This window comes from Streptomyces sp. UW30 (assembly GCF_008042075.1).
Lineage (GTDB): Bacteria > Actinomycetota > Actinomycetes > Streptomycetales > Streptomycetaceae > Streptomyces.
In genome coordinates this window covers 22,061-42,907 of the sequence record NZ_RDBN01000048.1, presented here as the reverse complement: position 1 = coordinate 42,907, position 20,847 = coordinate 22,061, and the positions used below count along the sequence as shown (strand labels likewise).

The window sequence follows — 20,847 nt, the reverse complement described above, 5'->3', positions numbered from 1 at the left end:
CGGCGGTCGGCCAGGGATGGCCGAAACCGAGCCTGTGCACGGCCAACGCCGGGTCCTCAGAGGTCGTCGTCCTCCGCGGGGTTCCGCTCCGTGATCATCTCGGCCCATTCCGCGAGCGCCCGCAGCTTGCGCGGCGACATGTGCGGCGCGCGCCTGGCCAGCCGGTAGAACCCGGGGGTGCGCAGCGGGGCCAGCGGATCGGCCTTCGCCTCCAGCTCTCCCAGCACCGGCTGGAGCGCGGTGTGCAGCGCCTCCGCCTCGTCCGCCGTGAAGAAACCGGCGGGCAGGTCGAAGTGGCGGCGGATCCGGTCGGCGTGCTCCAGACTGGGCAGTCCGCTGCGGCGCCACTCGCTCAGCCACTGTCTGCTGGTCCCGGCGATTTTGGCCAGTTCGTCGAGCGAGTAGCGCTTGCCGTCGGGGCGGCGCCGGGTCTCGCGCAGGAAGTCCAGCCGCTGCCGGACGCGCTCGTCCAGGCTCGTCTCCGGCACGCCGCGCCCCGCCAGCAGGGCGGCGACGGTGTCCGTGGGGATGCCGGTCGCGTACGACAGCTCCGCCACGTCCAGTACTTCGGCCAGCAGGCCCGGCCGTCCGGTCAGTTCCTCCAGGCGCTCGCGCAGTTCGGCGAGGGAAGCGTGGGCGTCTCTCACCGAGGTCTCCCTGTTCTCCCTGGGCGCGTTCGCCGGATCCGTGGCTGGGCTGACGGGAGCGTATCGGGTCGCTCCCGTCGCGGCCAGCGGCGTACGGCAGCAATAGCTGCTCTCTTTCGCAGCAATGGTTGACAGTAAAGGTCACCGCGAGCAATGATCGCGTCACTGAAAGACGCATTCCGCTTGCGCGACGTGTGCCTTTCACGAGGTGCGACTTCCGGCTGCGCACCCGCCTCTTGACGTGGCCGGATGAGGCCGAGGCCGCCTCGACGGGGGACGCGAGCACTGTCGGCTCGCCGTCTGCGAGGCAGCCTCGGGCTGTCACGGGGGTCCGGGCGCTGCCTTGGGGGAGCAGCGCCCGGGGCGCCCGCCCCGTTCTGAACCCCCGCTAGCCGCAGCTCAGTTGGGGACGCGCACGTCGTCCGGCCGGACCTGTACGCGCGCCCGCTCCCGCACCGCCCGGATGTCCTCGGCGTCGCGCAGGGCCCGGGACATGGCACCGATGTCCCGCAGCAGTTCCGTGGTGTCGGTCCCGCCCGTGCCGTCGCCCTCGCGGGCCCTGCTCCTGGCGTCGACGGCGTCCAGGATCGCCACCGCGGCGGCCAGCGCCTTCGCCCGCTGGGTCGGCAGGCCGAGCGCGACGGCGGCGTCGTAGGACCGCCTGCGCCGCTCCTCGTCCACGAACCGGGCAAGCGGCAGCAGCACATCGCGGATGAACGTCTCCCGGCGGATCAGCCGCAGCTCCGGGGTGGCGCGCAGGGCGAAGGGGATGCCGCCGCCGTTGACGGACCGCATCAGCTGGTACAGCGGCCGCAGTTCGTGGTGGGCGAGCCGGATGCGCCAGCGGTCGTGCAGATACTGGCCGGCGTGCGGAAGGATGAAGCCCACCGCGACCAGGATGGCGGACAGACAGGCGATGGGCGGCGCCACCGCCGTGCTCAGCCAGTCCAGGTTCCGGCCCGCCCAACGGGTCACCACGGCGGTGATCTTGGCGGCGTCGAAGACGAGTTGCAGGGTGTAGCCCACGCCGAGGAACTTCAGGCCCCAGCGCAGCCAGGCGTCGAGTCCGTCGGTACGGATCCAGTTCCAGATCAGCCAGTTGGTGATCAGGGCGGCCGTGGTGTGCGCGAGCAGATAGAGCACGATCATCTCGCGCACGTACGGGGTGGTGGCGTAGTACGTGTCCAGGTCCCGCAGCCGCTCCACCGGCACGTCCGCCAGGGCGAACAGCACCCACATCGCGACGATCACACCGGAGTAGACGGCGACGACCCCGCGCATGGCGCGGCGGGTGCGGGGGGAGCGGTCGGACAGGCCGCTGCGCCAGGTGATGATCAGCAGCAGACAGCACGCGCAGAACGCGGTGAGCAGGGAGTACACCCAGGGCCCGGAGAAGTTCACGATCCCCGTCAGCCGGTTGACGCGGGCGATCGTCGACGGCGCCACGAACACGAACACCGAGCAGGCGAGCAGCAGCAGCCCGCCGACGGCGCGCAGCAGCGGGTCGTTCCACAGCCGGATGATGCTGGGCAGCTTGATGCCCAGGGCGGCGGCGAGGATCCCGGCGGGGATCCACCAGAAGTTCGGATAGAACTCGTTGACGAACTCGACGGGCGTCAGCGCGAGCGCCGTCATGGCGTTGCACCCCTCTTCCGTCCCCGGTAGCCGAGGGAGCGCTGTACGGGGTCGAGGGGCAGGTCCGCACCGCCCTCGCCCGACAGCAGCGGCCGGAACGCCGCCGCCAGCCGGTGCCCGAAGTCGTCGGCCTCGGCCTCGTCCCGCTCCCGGGAGCCGTTGCGCGCGGCCACCGTGAGGGCCGTGTCCCGCCAGCCGGGCGTGCCCGCGAGCGCGTGCGCGGCGGCGGTCCCGGCGCTGTGATGGTCGCGGTGCCCGGCGTGCAGATGCCACAACTCATGGCCGAGGACCACCAGTCGCTGCACCGCCTCGGCCCGCTCCTCGACGATGACCAGGTCGAAGTCCTGGAACTCCACCCACAGCCCGGTCACTTCGATCTCGTCCGGAAACCGCTCGAACCGCAGCTCCACGGGCCGCCCGCCGCGCCGGGCGCTCATCTCCGCGCACAGTGCGCGGCACAACTCATCGACGTCGACCGGGGGGTGGGGTCTGGCACGCACGGCCGCGCTGAGATCGGAAGCCAGGTCCCGCATCCCGGTGGCGGCGGGAGAGCGCCGGGGCCGTAACACCGAAGCGACCCGGGCCGCCTTCCTGCGCGCGCCCGCGATGTCCATCGCACCCCCTGTCCCCCCGCCGTTCGGCGGGCCGTTCGAGCCTACGCGGCCCGAAGTGCCCGCGTCATGTGATCCGGCGACCGTTGTTCAACCGGGAACGAAGCGCTCCGCGGGTGGGGCCGGGTCGGGTCGTTGGTCGTCCGCGGGTCCGTGGGGGCTGGTCGCTCCCCCAAGCTCTCGGCTTTGCTCGAGCAGGGGGGACCCCCATCGCGGCGGAGCCGCATATCGACACAGCCCCGCGCCCCTTGGCGTGCTGCAGCGCCCGGCGCCGACTTCGCGACGTCGCTGAGACCCGGACGTCGGCCCGGAATTCGTGCACGAGGCATTGACTGGAAAGCGCTTCCATCTTACGGTCCCGTTCGAAGTTACGGGCATAATTCGATATCTCGAACCAGTAAGGGCAGGCAATGGGACGACCTGACCTGAATCGCAGGCAACTTCTGGCCACCGCGGGCGGATTGGCGGTGGCCGGCAGCTTCGGCTTCGCCGCACTGGGTACCGGCGCCGACGCGCTCGCCTCCGGCGCGGACACCAGGGTGCGCTACTGGAACCTGTTCAGCGGCGGCGACGGCTCCAACATGATCGCGATGCTGGACGCCTTCCGGGCCGCGAACCCCGGCATCGACGTGAAGGACTCCACCCTCCAGTGGGGCAACCCCTTCTACACCAAGCTCGCCATGGCCGCCGCCGGCAACCGCGCACCCGACCTCGGCGTCATGCACATGGGCCGGGTCACCGGCTTCTCACCCGGCCGTCTCCTGGACGCCTGGGACGTCGACCTGCTCGCCGAGTACGGCGTACGGGAAGGGGACTTCAACCCCGCCCTGTGGCAGCGCGGCGTCATCGACGGCAAGCTCTACGCCCTCCCGCTCGACATCCACGTCCAGCTCTGCTTCTACCGCAAGGACGTCCTCAAGAAGGCGGGCCTGCTCGGCGCCGACGGCCGGATCGTGCCGGTCACCTCGACCGACGACTGGTTCGGCGTGCTGAAGGAGGCCAAGAAGGCCACCAGGAAGGGCCTGCAGACCATCGGAATGTGGGTCAACGACCAGAACTTCCAATGGTGGTTCTTCGTCGCCTTCTACACCCAGCTCGGCGGCACCTGGTTCGACGCGGACAACACCGAGGTCACCTTCGACACCGACAAGGCCACCCAGGTCCTGGAGTTCCTGCGCCGGCACGTCACCGACGGGTACGCCGACCCGGGCATGGGCTCCGTCGGAGCCGAACAGTTCATCAACGGCGCCCCCTTCGCCTGGGAGGGCAACTGGTCGGTGCCGGTCTACTCGGGCGCCGAGCTCGACTACGGCGCCGTGCCGCTGCCGCCCGTCTTCGGCGAGCAGGCCACCCACGCCGAGTCGCACGCGTTCGTCCTGCCCCACCAGTCCGACCGGGGCGGCGCCACCGACGACGGGGCCCACCGGCTCGCCGCGTACATCGTCACGCACGCCCGGCAGTGGGCGGCCGGCGGCCACATCCCCGCCTACACACCCACCCTGTCCACCGCCGCGTACCAGAAGCTTCAACCGCAGAACGAGTACGCCTCGGCCATGGACCACCAGGCCACCGAACCGAAGGTGTGGTTCGCGGGCTCCACCGGCATCCTCGCCCAGCGCGTCGGCCCGATCGTCGTCTCCTCGACGCTCGGCTCCGCGAAGCCCGACGTCGTCGCCCGCCGGATGAGGAGCGAGCTCAGCACGCTGCTCGCCATGCAGAACCCCATGGACGGCAAGACCGCCGCGCAGGGAGGTACGGCCGTATGACGACCGCCGAGACCGTCTTCGCACCGACCCGCGTCACGACCGCCGCCGACAGCGCCACCCTCCGCCGCAAACAGGGCTTCCAGCACGGCGGCTGGTTCGTCGCGCCCTTCCTCGCCCTCTTCGCGCTCTTCGTGATCTGGCCCCTGCTGCGCGGCATCTACCTCAGTTTCACGGACGCCAACATCACCGGCGACGGCGCGAGTTTCATCGGCCTCGGCAACTACCGCGAGGCCCTGGGGGACCCGCTGATGTGGGACGCGCTCGGCCACAGCGCGTACTTCACGCTCCTGGTCGTCCCCTGCATCACGGTCCTCGCCTTCCTCCTCGCGATGCTCGCCCACCACATCGAGCGCGGAAAGTGGCTGTGGCGCCTGTGCTTCTTCGCGCCCTTCCTCCTCCCCTCCACGGTCGCCGGCAACCTGTGGCAGTGGCTGTTCAACCCCGGCACGGGCATGATCAACCACCTCTTCGGCATCGAGACCCCGTGGCTGACCGACAAGTCGTACGCCATGCTCGCCCTCGTCATCACCACCCTGTGGTGGACGGTCGGCTTCAGCTTCCTGCTCTACCTCGCCGCGCTCCAGTCCATCCCCGACCACCTCTACGAGGCCGCCAAGCTCGACGGCGCGAACGCCTGGCACCGCATGGTCCACATCACCCTGCCGATGCTGCGCAACATCACCGGCCTCGTCATCGCCCTGCAGATCCTCGCCTCGCTCCAGGTCTTCGACCAGGCCGTCGTGATGATGGACTTCGGCCCCGGACCGGAGAACTCCACCCGCACCTTCGTGCAGTACACCCTCGAAGAGGGCTTCACCAGCTACCGCGTGGGCTACGCCTCCGCGATCTCCATCATCTTCTTCGTGATCATCGCGGCCGTCGCCCTCGCGAGGATGTGGCTGCTGCGCAACCGTGAGGAGAGCGCCGCCCGATGACGACCAAGGCGTGGACACCCAGCCAGATCCTGCTCACCTTCCTCGGCGCGGCCGTCTCGGTCGTCTTCCTCGCCCCGTTCGCCTGGGGCCTGTTCACCTCGCTCAAGTCGGAGACCGAGGCCGTCGAGGTGCCCCCGCACTGGCTGCCGGAGGACTGGACGGGCCAGGCCTGGACGGCCCTGTTCGAGTCCGGCAACATCACGGACTGGTTCGTGAACTCCCTGGTCGTCTCGGTCTGCGTGACGTCGGTGGTGCTGCTCGTGAGCGCACTCGCCGGATACGGCTTCGCCCGCACGGAGTTCCGCGGCAAGTCCGTCCTGATGGGCGTGGTGATGGCGGGCCTGATGATCTCCCCGGCGGTCCTCGGCGTCCCGCTGTTCACCACGGTCCAGCAGATGGGGATGGTCGACACGTACTGGGGCATGATCCTTCCTCAGTGCGCCCCGGCCGCGATGGTCTACATCCTCTACAAGTTCTTCCAGGGGGTCCCACGCGAGCTGGAGGAGGCCGCGTTCATCGACGGCGCGGGCCGCTGGCGGGTCTTCTTCACCATCGTCGTCCCCCTCGCCCGCCCCTCCCTTGCGGCGGTCGGCATCTTCACCTTCATCGCCTCCTGGAACAACTTCCTCTGGCCGTACATGGTGACCAACAACCCCGACCTCATGACCATGCCGAACGGCATCGCGACCGTCATGAACTCCTACGGCATCCAGTGGGCCCAGCTCATGGCCGGCGGCCTGATGGCGGGCCTGCCCCTGATCGTCGTCTTCGTCTTCTTCCAGCGGCAGATCGTGGCGGGCGTGGCCCACACGGGCCTGGCGGGTCAATAGGCGGCAGGCCGAACGCCCCAAGGGGCGCGGGACTGCATCGATTTGCGGCTCCGCCGCGATGGGGGTCCCCCCTGCTCGAGCAAAGCCGAGAGCTTGGGGGAGCGACCAGCCCCCACAGACCCGCACTCGCCAACGCATCAGATCCACCCACCCCGAAAGGCGCCCATGCACACCGCCCGTTTCACCCTCGACCCCGCCTTCACCATCGGCGAGGTCAATCCCCGCCTCTTCGGCAGCTTCGTCGAACACCTCGGCCGCTGCGTCTACACCGGCATCTTCGAACCCGACCACCCCACGGCCGACGAGAAGGGCCTGCGCCAGGACGTCCTCGCCCTCGTCCGCGAACTCGGCGTCACAGCAGTCCGCTACCCCGGCGGCAACTTCGTATCGGGCTACAAGTGGGAGGACTCGGTAGGCCCCGCCGAGGACCGCCCCCGCCGCCTCGACCTCGCCTGGCACTCGACGGAGTCCAACCGCTTCGGCCTCTCCGAGTACATCGACTTCCTCCGCAAGATCGGCCCCCGGGCCGAGCCCATGATGGCCGTCAACCTCGGCACCCGCGGCGTCGCCGAAGCCCTCGAACTCCAGGAGTACGCCAACCACCCCGAGGGCACCGCCCTGTCCGACCTGCGTGTCGCCCACGGCGACAAGGACCCCTTCGGCATCAGGTTGTGGTGCCTCGGCAACGAGATGGACGGCCCCTGGCAGACCGGCCACAAGACGGCCGAGGAGTACGGCCGTGTCGCCGCCGAGACCGCCCGCGCCATGCGGCAGATCGACCCCGGCGTCGAACTCGTCGCCTGCGGCTCCTCCAGCCAGTCCATGCCGACCTTCGCCGAGTGGGAGGCGACGGTCCTGGGGGAGACCTACGACCTCGTCGACTACATCTCGCTGCACGCCTACTACTGGCCCGAGAACGGCGACATCGACTCCTTCCTCGCCTCCGCCGTCGACATGGAGTCCTTCATCGAGAACGTCGTCGCGACCGCCGACCACGTGGGCGCCCGGCTGAAGTCGAAGAAGCGGATCAACCTCTCCTTCGACGAGTGGAACGTCTGGTACCTGCCCGAGTGGGAGGCGCGCGCGAAGACGTTCGAGCAGCACGACTGGCCTGAGGCGCCGCGCCTGCTGGAGGACAACTACAGCGTCACCGACGCCGTCGTGTTCGGCTCGCTCCTCATCGGCCTGCTGCGGCACGCCGACCGCGTCACCGTCGCCTGCCTCGCGCAGCTCGTGAACGTCATCGCCCCGATCATGACCGAGCAGGGCGGCCCGGCCTGGCGGCAGACGACGTTCTTCCCCTTCGCGCAGGCCGCAGAGTACGGCCGCGGCCAGGTCCTCGACGTCCGGGTCGACTCACCGACGTACGAGACGAAGAAGTACGGCGAGACCGACCTGCTGCACGCCACCGCCGTACGCGCCGACGACGGCACGGTCACCGTCTTCGCGGTCAACCGCAGCCGCACCGAGGCGCTGCCGCTCGATGTCGCCCTGAACGGCCTCGACCTGACGCGGGTCATCGAGCACAGCGCCCTCGCGGACGCCGACCCGGACGCCCGCAACACCCTCGACGACCCCGAGCGGGTCGCCCCGCACCGGGTCGAGGGCACGGCGCTGGAGGACGGCCGCCTCACCGCCGTACTGGAACCGCTGTCGTGGAACGTGATCCGGCTGGGCCGACCGACGGGCTGAGCGGGCCGGATGAGAAATCCTCACGGGGTCCCAAGGCTGCGCMCAGCTTGGGACCCCGCTCGTGGACGGCAGCCTCGGCATGGCATACGGGGTGACGTCGACCACGCTGCCGCCGGCCCTGGGCACCGGACGTGGCCGAGTCCGTGCAGGAGCGGCAGCCTGTCGGCACCTGACCGAGCCGTTCAGGCGGTACTGACGCCCACTGTCAAGGTCGCCTTGCAGCCGTCCGACACGCTTTCGCCGAGTGCCGTGAGGGTCAGCAGGCCAAAGGGCGCGCCTGCGTCGTCGTCGCTGCCGTCGTCCGTCAGTCGGGTCTCCTTGGTGGTGTTCGCCGAGTACGGCGAGGTCGCCTGGATCTCGGTGCTGATGTCCGGGTGGAAGAACAGCTGCCCGGTGTGAATGATGTCGCCGCCTGTGTACGAGTCGTCGGTGAGCGTCACGTCTGTGTGCACTCGCATATGGATCTGCGTTTCCCGTCATGCGAAGCAAGTCAGGAGCCGAGCTGAGGAACGGCTTCATGTGCGGCTGTGAACGACCTGGGGATCCAGTGGCCAACTGTGTTGTAAATGGCTGGAGTTCACCCTGGCTGGCGCTCACGTGGCTACCTACGCTGCGAACGCCTTCGGCCTTCACAGAAAAGTCACCGCTTCTTCAAAGGTTGAACGAAGATGTGGCGACGCTGAAATGTGGGGCTGGGGGCGCAGCCACCCCCCATCCCCAAGGAGAGATCCATGGCACGTGGACTCCTGCGGTTCCTGCTGAGCGGCGGCGCGCTGGCCGCTCTGCTGACCGCCGCGTTGCCCGCACAGGCGGCTCCCGCGTTCGAAGACCCGCCGCCGGACAAGATCGTCATCAAGGTCGCCACGGTGAACGGCTCCGGCTGCCCCCAGGGCACCACCGCCGTCGCCGTCTCGGAGGACAACACCGCCTTCACCGTGACCTACAGCGACTACCTCGCCCAGGTCGGCGGCAACTCCGACCCCACGGCGTTCCGTAAGAACTGCCAGCTCAACCTGGTCGTGCATGTCCCCGGCGGCTTCACCTACGCCATCGCCAGCGCCGACTACCGCGGCTTCGCGTCCCTCCAGCCCGGCGCGAGCGCCATGCAGAGAGCCTCGTACTACTTCCAGGGCTCGCCGAACACGCAGTTCCGCAACCACCCCTTCAGTGGCCCGCTCGCCGACAACTGGCAGGCCACCGACGAGACCGACTGGGCCCAGCTGGTCTGGGCGCCCTGTGGAAAGCAGCGCAACTTCAACATCAACACCGAGCTCCGGGTGAACGCCGGCACGTCCTCTCCGAGCAAGGTCAGCTTCATGACCATGGACTCGACGGACGGTGACATCAGCACGGTGTACCACCTGGCGTGGAAGGAGTGTCCGCGCCAGTAGCGGCACCGGTACGCAGCCGAGCCGCGCCCGCTGGTGGCAGCCGGGCGCGGCTCGGTGTCGGTGCGGGTCGGGTCAGTTCGCCACTCCGAGGGTCAGCGTCCCCGCGTAGCCGGCGGAGGTCGAACTGCCCAGCGCGGTCAGGGTCAGCAGCCCGGACGCGGCGCCCCCGTCGTCGTAGATGCCGTCCTGGGCGAGGGTGGTGCGCGGGACGGTGTTGGCGGCGTAGGTGGCCAGGGCCGCGACCCGCGTCGTGATCGTCTCGTTGAAGAAGAGCTGGCCGGTGTGGAGTTCCTGGCCGCCGGTGAACGAGCCGTCGTCGGTGAGCGTGACGTCGGTGTGCACCTTGACGTGGATGTGGACGCACCGGCCGCGGTACCAGCCGGGGTACACGGTCGTGATGCGTGCGACGCCGTTTGACCCGGTGAGCACGCCGCCGCGCAGGAACGTGCCGTTGTCGGGCTCGTCGTGGCCGTTGTTGCCGACGAAGCCGGAGTACTCGCCGAGGGCGTCGCAGTGCCAGATCTCCACCAGGGCGCTGCTCAGGGGTGCGCAGGTGTCGTCGTCGACGACGGTGAGGGTGAGCTCCAGCGGGATGCCGGTCTTGTCCTCGCTGATGTCGGCGCGGACGAGCTGTCCGTCGAGGTAGTAGGGGCCTTCGGTCATCTCCTTGGTGAGGGTGCAGACGGCCGCTGCGGCTACGGGGGCCGGTGCGGCTGTGGGGGCTTCGGGCGCGGCGGCGCCCACGGCCAGGGTTGCGGCCGTGGCGCCGGTGGCGATCAGTACGGTGCGGCGTCCGATCGCGGTGGGGGTTGCTGCCTTCGAAGTGTCTGTCATGGACACGGCACCGTAGGAAGGCATCCTGTTGGCGGGCTGTCAGTTGGGCAAAGTGACGGGACGTCAAGTCCGTTGCTGGACAGCTCTGGACAGCTCTGGACGGCTCTGGACGGCTCTGTTCAGGCAACCGACGGCGGAGTGGTCCCGCGACTCTCTAGCGTTGGGCACATGACCGACAATCGGATCGAACTGGCCGACGCCGTACAGGCGGTACGGGACGAATTGATCACCGCGGCGGCTCGTTCGGCCGGCCAGGACGTGACCTTCGAAGTGGGCGACATCGAGCTGGAGTTCAGCGTCGAGCTGCACAAGGAAGTCACGGGAGGGGTCAAGGTGAAGGCCTGGGTGATGGAGGCCGGGGTCGATGGCGGCGGGGGCACGACACGGACGCATCGGGTGGCGGTCACGCTCAGGGCGCTGGACTCCAGGACCGGGCAGCCGTGGAAGGTGCGCAACGAGAGCCGGGGGAGTGTCGGGCGGTTCGGTGATGGAGAGAACGGGCGGTGATCGGGAGGCAGGTTCTGGAGCGGGCCGTTGTGGTGTGGGGGCGCGGGCAGGGGAGCGGGGTGTTGCTCGATGAGCGGACGGTGCTCACGGCAGGGCATGTGGTCGAGGGGAGTGAGACCGTCGAGGTGGTCCACCCTTCGTCGGGCAAGCCGGTGCCCTGTCGTATCGGCTGGGCGAACCAGAGACTCGACGTCGCCTGCCTGATTTCCCTCGTGGATGTGATCAGCGCCGAGTGCGCCGCGCCCATGGGCCGTCTCCGCCTCGGCAAGCTCGGCACCGACGTCCCGCTCCCGCACTGCCAGATCGTCGGCTTCCCCGAGATCCAGCGCTACGGCGAGCACGGCGAGGACCTGGAGTACGACCAGTACCGCGTGACCGTGCTGCCCATGGCCGGACGGAACAAGGGCGCTGTCACCTGCGAGCTGGACCAGCCGGCCGCCGATGAGCGCCGGCGCCGGACCTCACCGCTCGGCGGACTGTCCGGCGCCCCGGTCTTCGCCGGCCCGGTGCTGCTCGGTGTGGTGACGCAGGTTCCTCAGGGCCGTCACCACCTCAGGATCGAGGCGGCACCGATGTCGGGCATCATCCAGGAAGGAGCCATGGGGTTCCTCCAGACCCGGCTCCAGATGATCACCGAGGTCAACCCCCAGGACGAGCTGTTCGAGAGCCGGTATGCGCAGGACCTGAGTGCGCAGTACCGCAAGATGGAGATCTTCGGCATCGAGGAACTCGGCCGGAGCGAATCCCGCTGGGACCTCGACACCGCCTATCTGAGCCTGCGAGCCGAGGCTGCCGCCTACCCGTCGTCAATCCCCGGCCCGCGACGGCCCGGCCCGGCGTGGGACAGTGCCCAGCGCATCGAGACCCTGCTGACCGACCGGCCCCTGGTCCTGCTGCGCGGCGAGGCGGGCGCCGGCAAGACGACCCTCGTCTGGTGGCTCGCTGCCCATGCCGCGAACGGCACGCTGAACGACGATCTCGCCGAACTGAACGGCCTGGTCCCGTTCGTCATCCCGCTGCGTGAGGTGCACGCGCGCGGTGGACGCTTCCCCACGGTGTCGGAACTCCTGGCCGCCGGGCGGGTCAGCACGGACGGCCAGCCCGACGGCTGGACCCGCCGGGTACTGGAAGCGCGGCGCGGACTCCTCCTGGTGGACGGCCTGGACGAGGTCCCGGCGGAGGAGCGGGAGGAGGCCCGGCGGTGGCTGTGCGCCCTCCTGGACCGGTATCCCGGCACCCGGTGCCTGGCGACCGTGCGCCCCAACGCGGTCGAGGAGCGGTGGCTCAGAGGCGACGGCTTCGCCGAGCTGACCCTCCTGCCCATGAGCGACGACGACATCCGCGCCTTCGTGCACGCCTGGCACAACGCGGCCCGTCTCGAATGCCGCGAGGAACACGAGCTCCTCACCACCCTGGAACAGGATCTGGCGCACCAGCTGGAGCGGAACCCCGCGCTGCGCGACCTCGCCCGTACCCCGTTGCTGTGCGCCGTGATCTGCGCCCTGCACCGGCGCCGCCGAGGTCTCCTGCCCACAACACGCTGGCAGCTTTACCGCGCCGCCCTCGCCATGCTGCTCGGCGGCCGCGACGCGGGCCGGGGCGTACTCAACGCCGAACACGTCCGACTGGACTCCGACGAACAGCACACCCTGCTCCAGCGGCTGGCCATCTGGCTGGTCCGCATGGGACAGCAGCAGCTGACCCACGCGCAGGCCGTCCGTCAACTGTCCCTCGCCATGCGGGACATGCCCCAGACCCAGGATCACGGCGGGGCGCCGGAGAAGATCCTGCGTTTCCTGCTGGACCGCAGCGGGCTGCTGCAGGAACGGGCGGACGACGCGATCCAGTTCATCCACCGCACCTTCCAGGACTTCCTGGCGGCCAAGGAGTTCCATGAGAGCGGCTACTTGGAGGAACTCCCGCAGCACGCTCTCAGCGAGTACTGGCAGGACGTGATCGTGCTGGCCGCCGGGCACGCGGCGCGTCCGGCCGCCGGCCATCTCATCACCGACCTGCTGGGCCGCGGGGACGCCGCCGAGCACCGCGGCGAGCAGTACCGCCTCTACGCTCTGGCCGCACGGTGCGCGCTCAACGTCCAGTCGTTGAACTCCGGTCTGATAGAGATGGCGAAGGACCGGATCGGCTCTCTCATGCCGCCCCGGGACCGTGAGGAGGTCGAGGACCTCGCGGGTCTGGGCGACTGGGTCGTGGGGCTGCTGCCGGACGCGGAACAGCTGCGCGACCGCGTGGCCCTGAACACCGTACGGCTCCTCGGCCGCGTACGCAGCGCGAAGGCCCGGCAGAAGCTGAGGCAGTGCGCGGCGAATCCGGAACCGGACATCCGCGCCGAGGTCGCCAGGGCCTGGGATCTCCACCCGCTCCAGGATTACGTCGACGAGGTCCTGGACGGGGCCCATCTGCCCGACCTGCTGGTCGACAAGCCCGCGAAGTTCCTACGACTGCCTCGCCTGGGGTCCGTCGCCAAGCTCACCGTGCGCGGCTCGTACTTGGCGGAGGAACTGGACGCCCAACTCCCGGCCCAGCGTCTCGAATCTCTGGCGATCTGGGACAACGAGGCGATCGAATGCCTCGGCTTCCTGCGCGGCCGACCGGATCTGAGCGTTCTCGAACTACAGGACTGCCCAGCCCTGTGGGACCTCTCCGCGCTACGGGACCTCGGCCTGACGGCACTTCGCCTGACCGGAATCACCCAGGGAGACATCGCCCCGCATCCCGGCGTGCGCCACCTGGAGGTGGGCATCGAGAGCCTCGGCCGGCTCGGAGAGCTGGAGGCATGGCCGAATCTGCGGGCGCTGACGGTCGAGGGGTACTGCCGGAACCCGCTCTGGATCCTCCGCTCCGCGCGCCGCGCGCCCCGGCTCACCCGGATCGCGCTGGGGATCGACTCACTCCGCGAACTTCAGCCGGTGGAAGCGCTGCCTCGGGTCGAGCGGCTGATGCTCACCGGGTTGTGGGACTACCGGGACACCAGGGAGCTGGGCCGCGTCTTCCCCGGCCTGAGAAGGCTGGCCCTGGGCCTGAGAACGACGGTGCCGGGCACGCTCGACCTGCGGGACCTGCACGGCAGGCCTGACCTGCGGGTCGAGTTGTGGAGTTCAGGACCGAGCGAGCCCGACCTCGTGGGAGCGGAGGCCTTCGGCGACCGGCTGCGGTTCCATCAACTCCCGCAGGCGTAGGCGAGGAAGTCGGCCCAGGTGGTGGGGGAGAGGGTGAGCTGGGGGCCCGCCGTGTCCTTCGAGTCGCGGACGTGGATGGTGTGGGGGCAGGTGGCGACCTCTACGCAGTCGCCGTCACCGCTGCTGCTGTAGCTCGACTTGAACCACGTCAGTTCGCTGGTGCTCATAGCTCTCCTCGCATCCGCTGCAACAGGCTCACGGAGTCTTCGGGGGTGAGAGCCTGTGAACGCATACTTACATACCGCTTCTGGAGGACGCTGACCTCTTTCGGGTCGGATACGAGCAGGCCGCCTCGCTGCCCCTCGCAGTAGGCGAACCACTTGTTCTCCGGAGTCTCAAGGAGCTGCATTGGGCCAGCGAGCCCTGAATGCGTCTCGCGTACCGTCGGCATGATCTGAATCTCGATGTTCCGCAGTCCGGCGATCTCCATCACGTGGTCGACGAGTTCCCGCGTGACCTCCAATCCGCCCGTTCGCCGCCGGAACAGGTGCTCCTCCAAGACGAAGGCGAACGCCGTGTTCGGTCGCTCCCGCAGCAGCTCCTGCCGTTCCGCCCGCGCTACCCACTGCGCCTCGATCTGCTCGTCGCTCAGCGGCGGCAGCTGGTTCGTGAACAGCGTCCGCGCGTACGCCTCAGTCTGCAACAACCCCGGAATCAACCGGCATTCGTACGTGTACAGCGTGATCGCCGTCGACTCCAACTGCGCCCACCGCCGAAACCACGCCGCCAACCCCGGCTGTCGAGCCAGATGCCGCGCCGCCTTCATCAAGGCACCCGTATTCCCCAGCACCGGATCCGACCGCTCCGGGAACGTCGGATCCGGCATCCGCCTCCCCAACTCCACCGAAGCCACGCTGTGTTTGGACAGCCCGACCAGATCCCCGAACTCTTCCCGACTGAGCCCCGCATGCTCCCGCAGGGCCTGTACAACCGCCCCGAACGTCCGCAGACTGTCCGACGACTCCGGCTCGCCACACGTTCCCGCACCCGCACCATCGACCACCGTTGGTCACCTCCCGCGCACATGGTCACGGTCGGTCACGTGTACTGTCCAGTGCGTAACCGCGTACGCTCGCGGACCGTACGCGGCGCTCACCTGGTGAATCACCCTCCACGGCCGCCAAATTGAGCGCATGTCAGCACCGCTCGCCCAGCGCCTCAGCGCCACTCCCCGCGGCGCCCGCCTCGCCCGGCACCTCACCCTGAACCAGCTCCAGGCATGGGGCATCCCGTACGGCAGCGACGTCTCCGAGGCCGTCGCGGTGATCGTCGCCGAGCTCGCCGCCAACGCCGTCATCCATGGCCGCGTTTCCGGACGGGACTTCGAGCTGCGCCTGTCCCTGCCCGCGGGCAGCGTCCGGATCGAGGTCAGTGACACCCTCACTGAACAGCGTCCTCCGAAACCGGGCGACGTAAGGCATCCGGACCCGCTTGACGAACACGGCCGCGGACTCGTTCTCGTCGAGGCCCTGGCCTCCCGTTGGGAGGTGCTGGACCGGGAGCCGCCCGGCAAGACGGTCCGCGCGGAGGTGGATCTGCCGGGGTGGCTGTCGCTTGGTGGCGGGTGAGGCTGCGCGAACCATTGACGCGCAAGGGGTTCGATTCTACGGTCCCGTTCGAACTTGCGAGCAGCGTCCGAGATACCGGACGAATGAACACCCCCACCCGCAAGGAGGACCCGCATGAGCCGCATGAGCCGCATGAGCCGCAAACGCACGACCCTCCTCGCCCTTCCCGCAGCCGCCCTACTCGCCCTCATCCCATCGGCGGCGTCGGCCTACCCCAACCCCGGCCGGGTCACCGGATCCGTCGTCACCCACGACCCGTCGATGATCCGCACCTCCTCCGGCCAGTACCTGCTCTACGCCACCGGAGGCGGCATCGCCAACAAGACGTCGTCCGACCGCACGGCCTTCAGCGCGGGCGCCGACGCCTTCGGCAGCCGCCCCGGCTGGTGGTCGACCTACTCCTCCGTGCCGGAGGCCTGGGCGCCGGACATCTCGTACCACGGCGGCAAGTACCTGATGTACTACTCCGTCTCGAAGTTCGGCTCGAACACCTCCGCCATCGGCCTGGCGGGCTCCACGACCGGACTGCCGGGCAGCTGGACCGACTACGGCACCGTCTACACGTCCGGCTCCCCCAGCGACTACAACGCCATCGACCCGAACCTCTTCGTCGACGACGACGGCAAGTGGTGGCTGTCCTTCGGCAGTTGGTGGACCGGGATCAAGATGATCCAGATCAACCCGTCCACCGGGAAGCAGCTCTCGTCCAACACCACCCGCTACTCGCTCGCCTCCCGCCCGACCGGCACCAAGGCCGTCGAGGCGCCCTTCATCGTCAAACGGGGCGGCTACTACTACCTCTTCGCCTCCTACGACACCTGCTGCGCCGGCACGAGCAGCACCTACAAGGTGAAGGTCGGCAGGGCCACGAGCATCACGGGCCCGTACGTCGACAAGAGCGGTGTCCCGATGATGAGCAACGGCGGGACCCCGGTCCTCGAATCCCACGGCAGCGTCATCGGCCCCGGCGGACAGTCGATCATGAACGACGCCGACGGCGACCTGATCGTCTACCACTACTACGACGGCAACGACAGCGGCACCCCCAAGCTGGGCATCAACCTCCTGAACTGGAGCACCGGATGGCCCGTCGCCTACTGACCCTGCCGGCCGCGCTGGATCTCGTACCGCGACGGCAACTACTGCCTGGTGACGACGAGTTGGACCGATGTCATCACCAAGCGATCAGTTGGCTACCCTGAACCACCCCGGCCGCACCTCGGTCAGAAGCGGTTGCAGCGACCGCAGTAGGAGTAGGTGCCGATGTGATCACTCCGGCTGATCCGGCGCGAACGGGCCAGGCCGAGGACATCTGCCAGTCGCTCCCCTGACCCGTGGCTGAAGGGATTGTTCCATGGGCCGCCGGCGTCTCCGCGGGACGGCGTGTCAGGACAGGCCGAACATCAGCCACGCCTGCTTGGCGGCGAAGTCGGGGTAGAGCGCGTGCATGGCGTCGAACAGCTCCCGGTCGGTGGACGTCTTTTCCTGGAGGCGTCCGAAGTCGGTGAGGTAGCGCCTCGTCGTCTCGATGCACTCGGAGGTGTCCGGGGCGCCGGGCTTCTTGTGACCGGCCACGGCCGTCTTCGGGTTCAGTGCCGCCAGCCGGTCCAGCGCGGCGATCCAGTTCTCGCGGATCTCGGGGGTGGTCTCGGCGACGTACGAGTGGCACTGGTTGTACAAGACGTCACCACCGACCACGAGGTCGATCGACGGGACGTACAAGGAGGTGCTGTTCTTGCCGTCGGTGTGGCCCTGCTCGATGATCCGCAGCTCGTGGCCCTCCAAGGTGAAGGTCTCGTCCTCGTAGGGCTCCGGCAGCGCGAGCGTGGTCGGCATCTGCCCCGGGAACCACTTGCGGAAGGCCGGCAGCGCCTTGCCGTGCGCTCGTGCCAGCTCGACCGAGCCCGGTGTCGCAATGGCGCGGGCCTCGGGGTAGCGCCGGAGCAGCACGCTGAGGCCGCCGAAGTGGTCGAGGTGGCCATGGGTGATGTAGATCGTGGTCAGGTTGCGGTGGTGCAGGGCGACCCAGTCGGCCAGTGCCTCGGCCTCGGGGACGGTGGTCAGCGGGTCGACCAGGACGGCGTCGTGCTCGCCGTAGATCAGGGTCGAGGTCATCGGATCCCAGGCCGTCGGCGCTCCGAACGGCCGGGGCCGCTCTGCCACCAGTGGCTTCTCCGGGGCGGTGAAGACGTTGACGTTCAGCTGAGTGGTCATGTGACTCGGTTCCTGTCTGTCATACGCATGCGGAACTTCGGACCAGTGGGAGCGCACAAGCTTCCTTGCATGTTCTATGTCATACACCATAGATTAGGTTCAGCGAGTCCGCCTGTGTGGGCAGCCCCCACATCTCCGCGACGAGGAAGACGGACCAGCATGGACGAACGTTGGACCTCCGCGGCCGGGCCCATCTCCGGCTGCGCGGGGCGTACTGAGGTGGTGGTTTCGTGAGCCCTCGTAAGAGCGACAGTCGCGAGCGGATGGTCAGCAGCACCGTGGCCCTGCTGCGCGAGTACGGCGCGAGCGCGACCAGCATCGACCGGGTGCTGGCCCACAGCGGCGCCCCGCGCGGCTCGGTCTACCACCACTTCCCCGGCGGGCGGACGCAGCTGGTCGAAGAGGCGGTCGAGCTGGCCGGCGACTTCATGGCCGGCGTGATCGAGGCCGCCATGCAGGCCGACGATCCGGTGGCAGGCATGGACACGTTCTTCACCGTGTGGCGCGACCAACTCGTGAAGAGCCGCTTCCGGGCCGGCTGCCCGATCGTGGCGGTGGCCGTGGAGGCCAACGACGAAGCCCCCCACCTCGCCCGCTCCGCAGGCGAGGTCTTCGCCGGCTGGCAGGAGGCGTTGACGGCCATGTTGCGGCGTCACGGCCTGGCCGAGGACCGAAGCCGCCGGCTTGCCGCCCTCGTCGTCGCCGCGGAGGAAGGAGCGGTGGTCATGTGCCGGGCTCAGCAGAGCACCGCCCCGATCGAGGCGGTCGCCACCGAGATGCACGACCTGCTGGCCCATGCACTGAGCAACCGCCCCGATGCCGACCCCGCTCCGAGCAGTACACCCCATATCCACTGACCCGTATCGCCGACGACGACGCCGACGCCCGCATATACGCCCAAGTCCTGACCACCCTGCGCGACACCACCAACCCGCTGGGCTGACAGGGCAGTTGACAGGGCCGGCCCGTGGCTTCGAAGTGTGCTCCGCCCCGTACGGCCTTCAGCCCTCATGTGCCCCTGCTGACCTGACGAAGCCCGCCGTCGAAGCGGCTTGAGAACCACACAGGAGAACGACCGTGACCACCACCGACATCGCCGCCATGACCGGCCTGGAACTGATGCGCTGGGTGCAGACCGAACGCCCCACCGACATCCCTTCCATCGGCCGCCTGCTCGGCATGCGCTTCGACGAAGTCGACAACGGCCGCGTCGTCATCTCCCTCGACACCCGACCCGACTTCGCCAACCCCCTCGGCACTGTCCACGGCGGTATAGCCGCCACCCTCCTGGACTCCGTCATGGGCTGCGCCGTTCATACGACCCTGCCTGCCGGCGTCGGTTACACCACCCTCGAACTCAAGGTCAACTACATCCGAGCAGCCCGCACCGAGGGGCAGACCCTCACGGCGACAGGCTCCGTCATCCACGCCGGCCGCCGCACGGCCACCGCCGAGGGAAGGGTGCTGGACGAGCAGGGCCGGCTTGTCGCTCATGGCACGACAACCTGCCTGATTCAAGGATGAGCGTCGGCATCAACCCTGCGGAGGCAGACCTTCGTTCACCAACCCGGGGCCCCGGACCGCGACATGCGCCGGCTTCCGGTCCCGTCTGACCGAGTCCTGAGGAGGGCTACCCGTGCAGAGATTCGAGTTCGTGAAGAAGGGCGAGCTGCGATACGTCGACGCTCCGATGCCGGTACTTGAGTCCGACGACGACGCGATCGTCCAACCGGTCGTCTCGACGACCTGCGACCTGGACCGCTTCATGATCGCGGGTCTGGCCCCGTTCGAAGGCCCGTTCGCCCTCGGGCACGAGACCGTGGCCAAGGTCATCGAGGTGGGCGACAACGTCTCGCACGTGAAGCCTGGTCAACTGGTCGTCCCCGCCTGGCATGTCGCGTGCGGCACCTGCGCCTCGTGTGTTTCCGGCCGCCCCACCGGTTGTACGAACGTTCCGCGGAACGCGATGTTCGGCCTGCCCGTCGGCGGTGACTACGGCGGCTTCTTCTCCGAAGCGGTTCGCATCCCCTTTGCCGGCTACGCATTGGCACCGCTGCCCGAGGGTGTCAGCGCCCGCGCGGCAGCGTCGGTGAGCGACAACTTCTCCGACACCTACGGCGCGGTCGCCCAGGCGCTGCGCAATGCGCCGAGCGCCGACGTTCTCGTCATCGGAGGAACCGGCTCAGTCGGAGTCTTCGCTGTCACCTTCGCCAAGGCACTCGGTGCGTCCTCGGTCTCCTACGTCGACGCCCTCGACCCCGAGTGCGTTGAACTTGCCCGCCGACTGGGCGCCGAGATCCTCGACGAAGTGCCCCGGGGCCGCGAGTTCCCAGTGACGTTCGATGCGTCCGGCCGTCCCGACGGGCTTCATACAGCCCTCCGCGCGGTCGCCCCGGGCGGCACTTGTCACAGTTTCGGCATCTACTGGCAAGACGTCGCCGTGCCCGCGTACTCGATGTACATGCAGGGCGTGACGTTCACGACGGGCCGGCCCGACGTCGGTCCGATCATCCCCGACGTACTCGCCCTCATCGCCGACGGCACCGTTGACCCTCTCCCGGTGTTCTCCGACGTCGTGAGCTTCGAGGACGCCCCGACCGCCCTGGCCCAAGGCCTCCGCAAGCCCCTCGTCGTCCGCGACGGCTACTGAACCAACCAACTGAACCGAGCAAGGAGAAACGCATGCACCGCATCGTCGTCGAGTACTTCGGCCCCGCCGACCCCGACGCCTTCGACGCCCGGTACCGCGACGAGCACGTCGCGCTGGTAAGGGCCATCCCTGGCCTCGTCGACTTCCACCTCTCCCACCCACGCGGGCTCCGCGGCGTGACGCCGTATCTGGTGGCCGAGATGTCCTTCGCCGACGAGGACGCCGTGGCTACCGCACTGCGGTCCGCTGAGTTGGCGGAGGCCAGAGAGCACGCGGCAGGGTTCGAGGTCGCTTCGACCGCCCTGTACACCTCCTCTCCACGGCAACCCTGAAGCCGGCCGACAGCCGGGGTGGGCGGTCCGAGCGGACC

General features: G+C 68.9%; 21 protein-coding genes. 13 read left to right on the top strand and 8 right to left on the bottom strand.

The genetic code is table 11. The features are described 5' to 3' along the window. Window positions 1–56: 56 nt before the first annotated feature. From EAO75_RS33065 to EAO75_RS33055, 3 genes are all read right to left on the bottom strand, one after another. Window positions 57–647 (bottom strand): helix-turn-helix domain-containing protein, encoded by a 591-nt coding sequence (locus tag EAO75_RS33065; protein ID WP_147998851.1) that lies wholly within the window; start codon window positions 645–647, stop codon window positions 57–59. 399 nt (window positions 648–1,046) lie between these two features. After that, window positions 1,047–2,282: a DUF6545 domain-containing protein gene (locus EAO75_RS33060; protein WP_147998850.1), complete on the bottom strand. Its 1,236-nt coding sequence runs from the start codon at window positions 2,280–2,282 to the stop codon at window positions 1,047–1,049. After that, window positions 2,279–2,896 carry a toxin-antitoxin system, toxin component family protein gene (locus EAO75_RS33055; protein WP_187284679.1) on the bottom strand — a complete coding sequence of 206 codons (618 nt, stop codon included), beginning with the start codon at window positions 2,894–2,896 and terminating at the stop codon, window positions 2,279–2,281. The genes EAO75_RS33060 and EAO75_RS33055 overlap by 4 nt, the downstream gene beginning before the upstream one ends. Before the next feature lie 407 nt (window positions 2,897–3,303). On the opposite strand from EAO75_RS33055, the gene EAO75_RS33050 reads away from it, so the two are divergent. From EAO75_RS33050 to EAO75_RS33030, 4 genes are all read left to right on the top strand, one after another. Continuing rightward, window positions 3,304–4,659: an extracellular solute-binding protein gene (locus tag EAO75_RS33050; protein ID WP_147998849.1), complete on the top strand. Its 1,356-nt coding sequence runs from the start codon at window positions 3,304–3,306 to the stop codon at window positions 4,657–4,659. Then, on the top strand, window positions 4,656–5,594 hold the full coding sequence (locus EAO75_RS33045; RefSeq protein ID WP_147998848.1) for a carbohydrate ABC transporter permease: 939 nt from the start codon (window positions 4,656–4,658) through the stop codon (window positions 5,592–5,594). The genes EAO75_RS33050 and EAO75_RS33045 overlap by 4 nt, the downstream gene beginning before the upstream one ends. Continuing rightward, on the top strand, window positions 5,591–6,424 hold the full coding sequence (locus EAO75_RS33040; RefSeq protein WP_147998847.1) for a carbohydrate ABC transporter permease: 834 nt from the start codon (window positions 5,591–5,593) through the stop codon (window positions 6,422–6,424). Before EAO75_RS33045 ends, EAO75_RS33040 begins: the two co-directional genes overlap by 4 nt. 165 nt (window positions 6,425–6,589) lie before the next feature. Beyond that, entirely contained in the window at window positions 6,590–8,116 is a 1,527-nt protein-coding gene (locus EAO75_RS33030) for an alpha-N-arabinofuranosidase (RefSeq protein ID WP_147998845.1), read from the top strand. Window positions 8,117–8,298: 182 nt separating this feature from the next. Here EAO75_RS33030 and EAO75_RS33025 read toward each other — a convergent pair whose 3' ends face one another. Beyond that, window positions 8,299–8,574, bottom strand: coding sequence for a hypothetical protein (locus tag EAO75_RS33025; protein ID WP_261989520.1), 276 nt, complete (start codon window positions 8,572–8,574; stop codon window positions 8,299–8,301). Between the two features lie 273 nt (window positions 8,575–8,847). Here EAO75_RS33025 and EAO75_RS33020 point away from each other — a divergent pair, with 273 nt between their 5' ends. Continuing rightward, a complete protein-coding gene (locus EAO75_RS33020; RefSeq protein WP_147998844.1) occupies window positions 8,848–9,507 on the top strand; it encodes a DUF4360 domain-containing protein in 660 nt (219 codons plus the stop codon). A 72-nt stretch (window positions 9,508–9,579) separates the two neighbouring features. Here the strand turns inward: EAO75_RS33020 and EAO75_RS33015 are convergent, their stop codons facing one another. Next, window positions 9,580–10,341, bottom strand: a complete 762-nt coding sequence (locus EAO75_RS33015) for an intradiol ring-cleavage dioxygenase (RefSeq protein ID WP_147998843.1) — start codon at window positions 10,339–10,341, stop codon at window positions 9,580–9,582. 168 nt (window positions 10,342–10,509) lie between these two features. Here EAO75_RS33015 and EAO75_RS33010 point away from each other — a divergent pair, with 168 nt between their 5' ends. Continuing rightward, window positions 10,510–10,848 carry a trypco2 family protein gene (locus EAO75_RS33010; protein WP_147998842.1) on the top strand — a complete coding sequence of 113 codons (339 nt, stop codon included), beginning with the start codon at window positions 10,510–10,512 and terminating at the stop codon, window positions 10,846–10,848. After that, window positions 10,845–14,045, top strand: a complete 3,201-nt coding sequence (locus tag EAO75_RS33005) for a serine protease (RefSeq protein WP_147998841.1) — start codon at window positions 10,845–10,847, stop codon at window positions 14,043–14,045. Before EAO75_RS33010 ends, EAO75_RS33005 begins: the two co-directional genes overlap by 4 nt. Here the strand turns inward: EAO75_RS33005 and EAO75_RS33000 are convergent. Together EAO75_RS33000 and EAO75_RS32995 are read right to left on the bottom strand one after the other, a co-directional pair. Further along, window positions 14,027–14,212 (bottom strand): DUF397 domain-containing protein, encoded by a 186-nt coding sequence (locus EAO75_RS33000; protein ID WP_147998840.1) that lies wholly within the window; start codon window positions 14,210–14,212, stop codon window positions 14,027–14,029. The genes EAO75_RS33005 and EAO75_RS33000 overlap by 19 nt on opposite strands. Next, entirely contained in the window at window positions 14,209–15,048 is an 840-nt protein-coding gene (locus EAO75_RS32995) for a helix-turn-helix domain-containing protein (RefSeq protein WP_147998839.1), read from the bottom strand. The genes EAO75_RS33000 and EAO75_RS32995 overlap by 4 nt, the downstream gene beginning before the upstream one ends. 130 nt (window positions 15,049–15,178) lie before the next feature. Between EAO75_RS32995 and EAO75_RS32990 the strand changes: the two genes are divergently transcribed. Together EAO75_RS32990 and EAO75_RS32985 are read left to right on the top strand one after the other, a co-directional pair. Continuing rightward, window positions 15,179–15,613 carry an ATP-binding protein gene (locus EAO75_RS32990; RefSeq protein ID WP_147998838.1) on the top strand — a complete coding sequence of 145 codons (435 nt, stop codon included), beginning with the start codon at window positions 15,179–15,181 and terminating at the stop codon, window positions 15,611–15,613. 132 nt (window positions 15,614–15,745) lie between these two features. Next, a complete protein-coding gene (locus EAO75_RS32985) occupies window positions 15,746–16,714 on the top strand; it encodes an arabinan endo-1,5-alpha-L-arabinosidase (protein WP_147998862.1) in 969 nt (322 codons plus the stop codon). A gap of 285 nt (window positions 16,715–16,999) precedes the next feature. Here the strand turns inward: EAO75_RS32985 and EAO75_RS32980 are convergent, their stop codons facing one another. Further along, window positions 17,000–17,827 carry an MBL fold metallo-hydrolase gene (locus tag EAO75_RS32980; protein WP_222724006.1) on the bottom strand — a complete coding sequence of 276 codons (828 nt, stop codon included), beginning with the start codon at window positions 17,825–17,827 and terminating at the stop codon, window positions 17,000–17,002. 230 nt (window positions 17,828–18,057) lie between these two features. Here EAO75_RS32980 and EAO75_RS32975 point away from each other — a divergent pair, with 230 nt between their 5' ends. The 4 genes from EAO75_RS32975 (at window position 18,058) to EAO75_RS32960 (ending at window position 20,809) form a co-directional block, all read left to right on the top strand. Next, window positions 18,058–18,684, top strand: coding sequence for a TetR/AcrR family transcriptional regulator (locus EAO75_RS32975; protein ID WP_261989518.1), 627 nt, complete (start codon window positions 18,058–18,060; stop codon window positions 18,682–18,684). Window positions 18,685–18,904: 220 nt separating this feature from the next. Beyond that, on the top strand, window positions 18,905–19,351 hold the full coding sequence (locus EAO75_RS32970) for a PaaI family thioesterase (protein ID WP_147998837.1): 447 nt from the start codon (window positions 18,905–18,907) through the stop codon (window positions 19,349–19,351). A 112-nt stretch (window positions 19,352–19,463) separates the two neighbouring features. Beyond that, the gene (locus EAO75_RS32965; RefSeq protein WP_147998836.1) at window positions 19,464–20,477 is read left to right on the top strand and encodes a zinc-dependent alcohol dehydrogenase; all 1,014 of its coding nucleotides are present in this window, start codon (window positions 19,464–19,466) and stop codon (window positions 20,475–20,477) included. 32 nt (window positions 20,478–20,509) lie between these two features. Further along, the gene (locus EAO75_RS32960; protein ID WP_147998835.1) at window positions 20,510–20,809 is read left to right on the top strand and encodes an EthD family reductase; all 300 of its coding nucleotides are present in this window, start codon (window positions 20,510–20,512) and stop codon (window positions 20,807–20,809) included. Window positions 20,810–20,847: the final 38 nt, after the last annotated feature.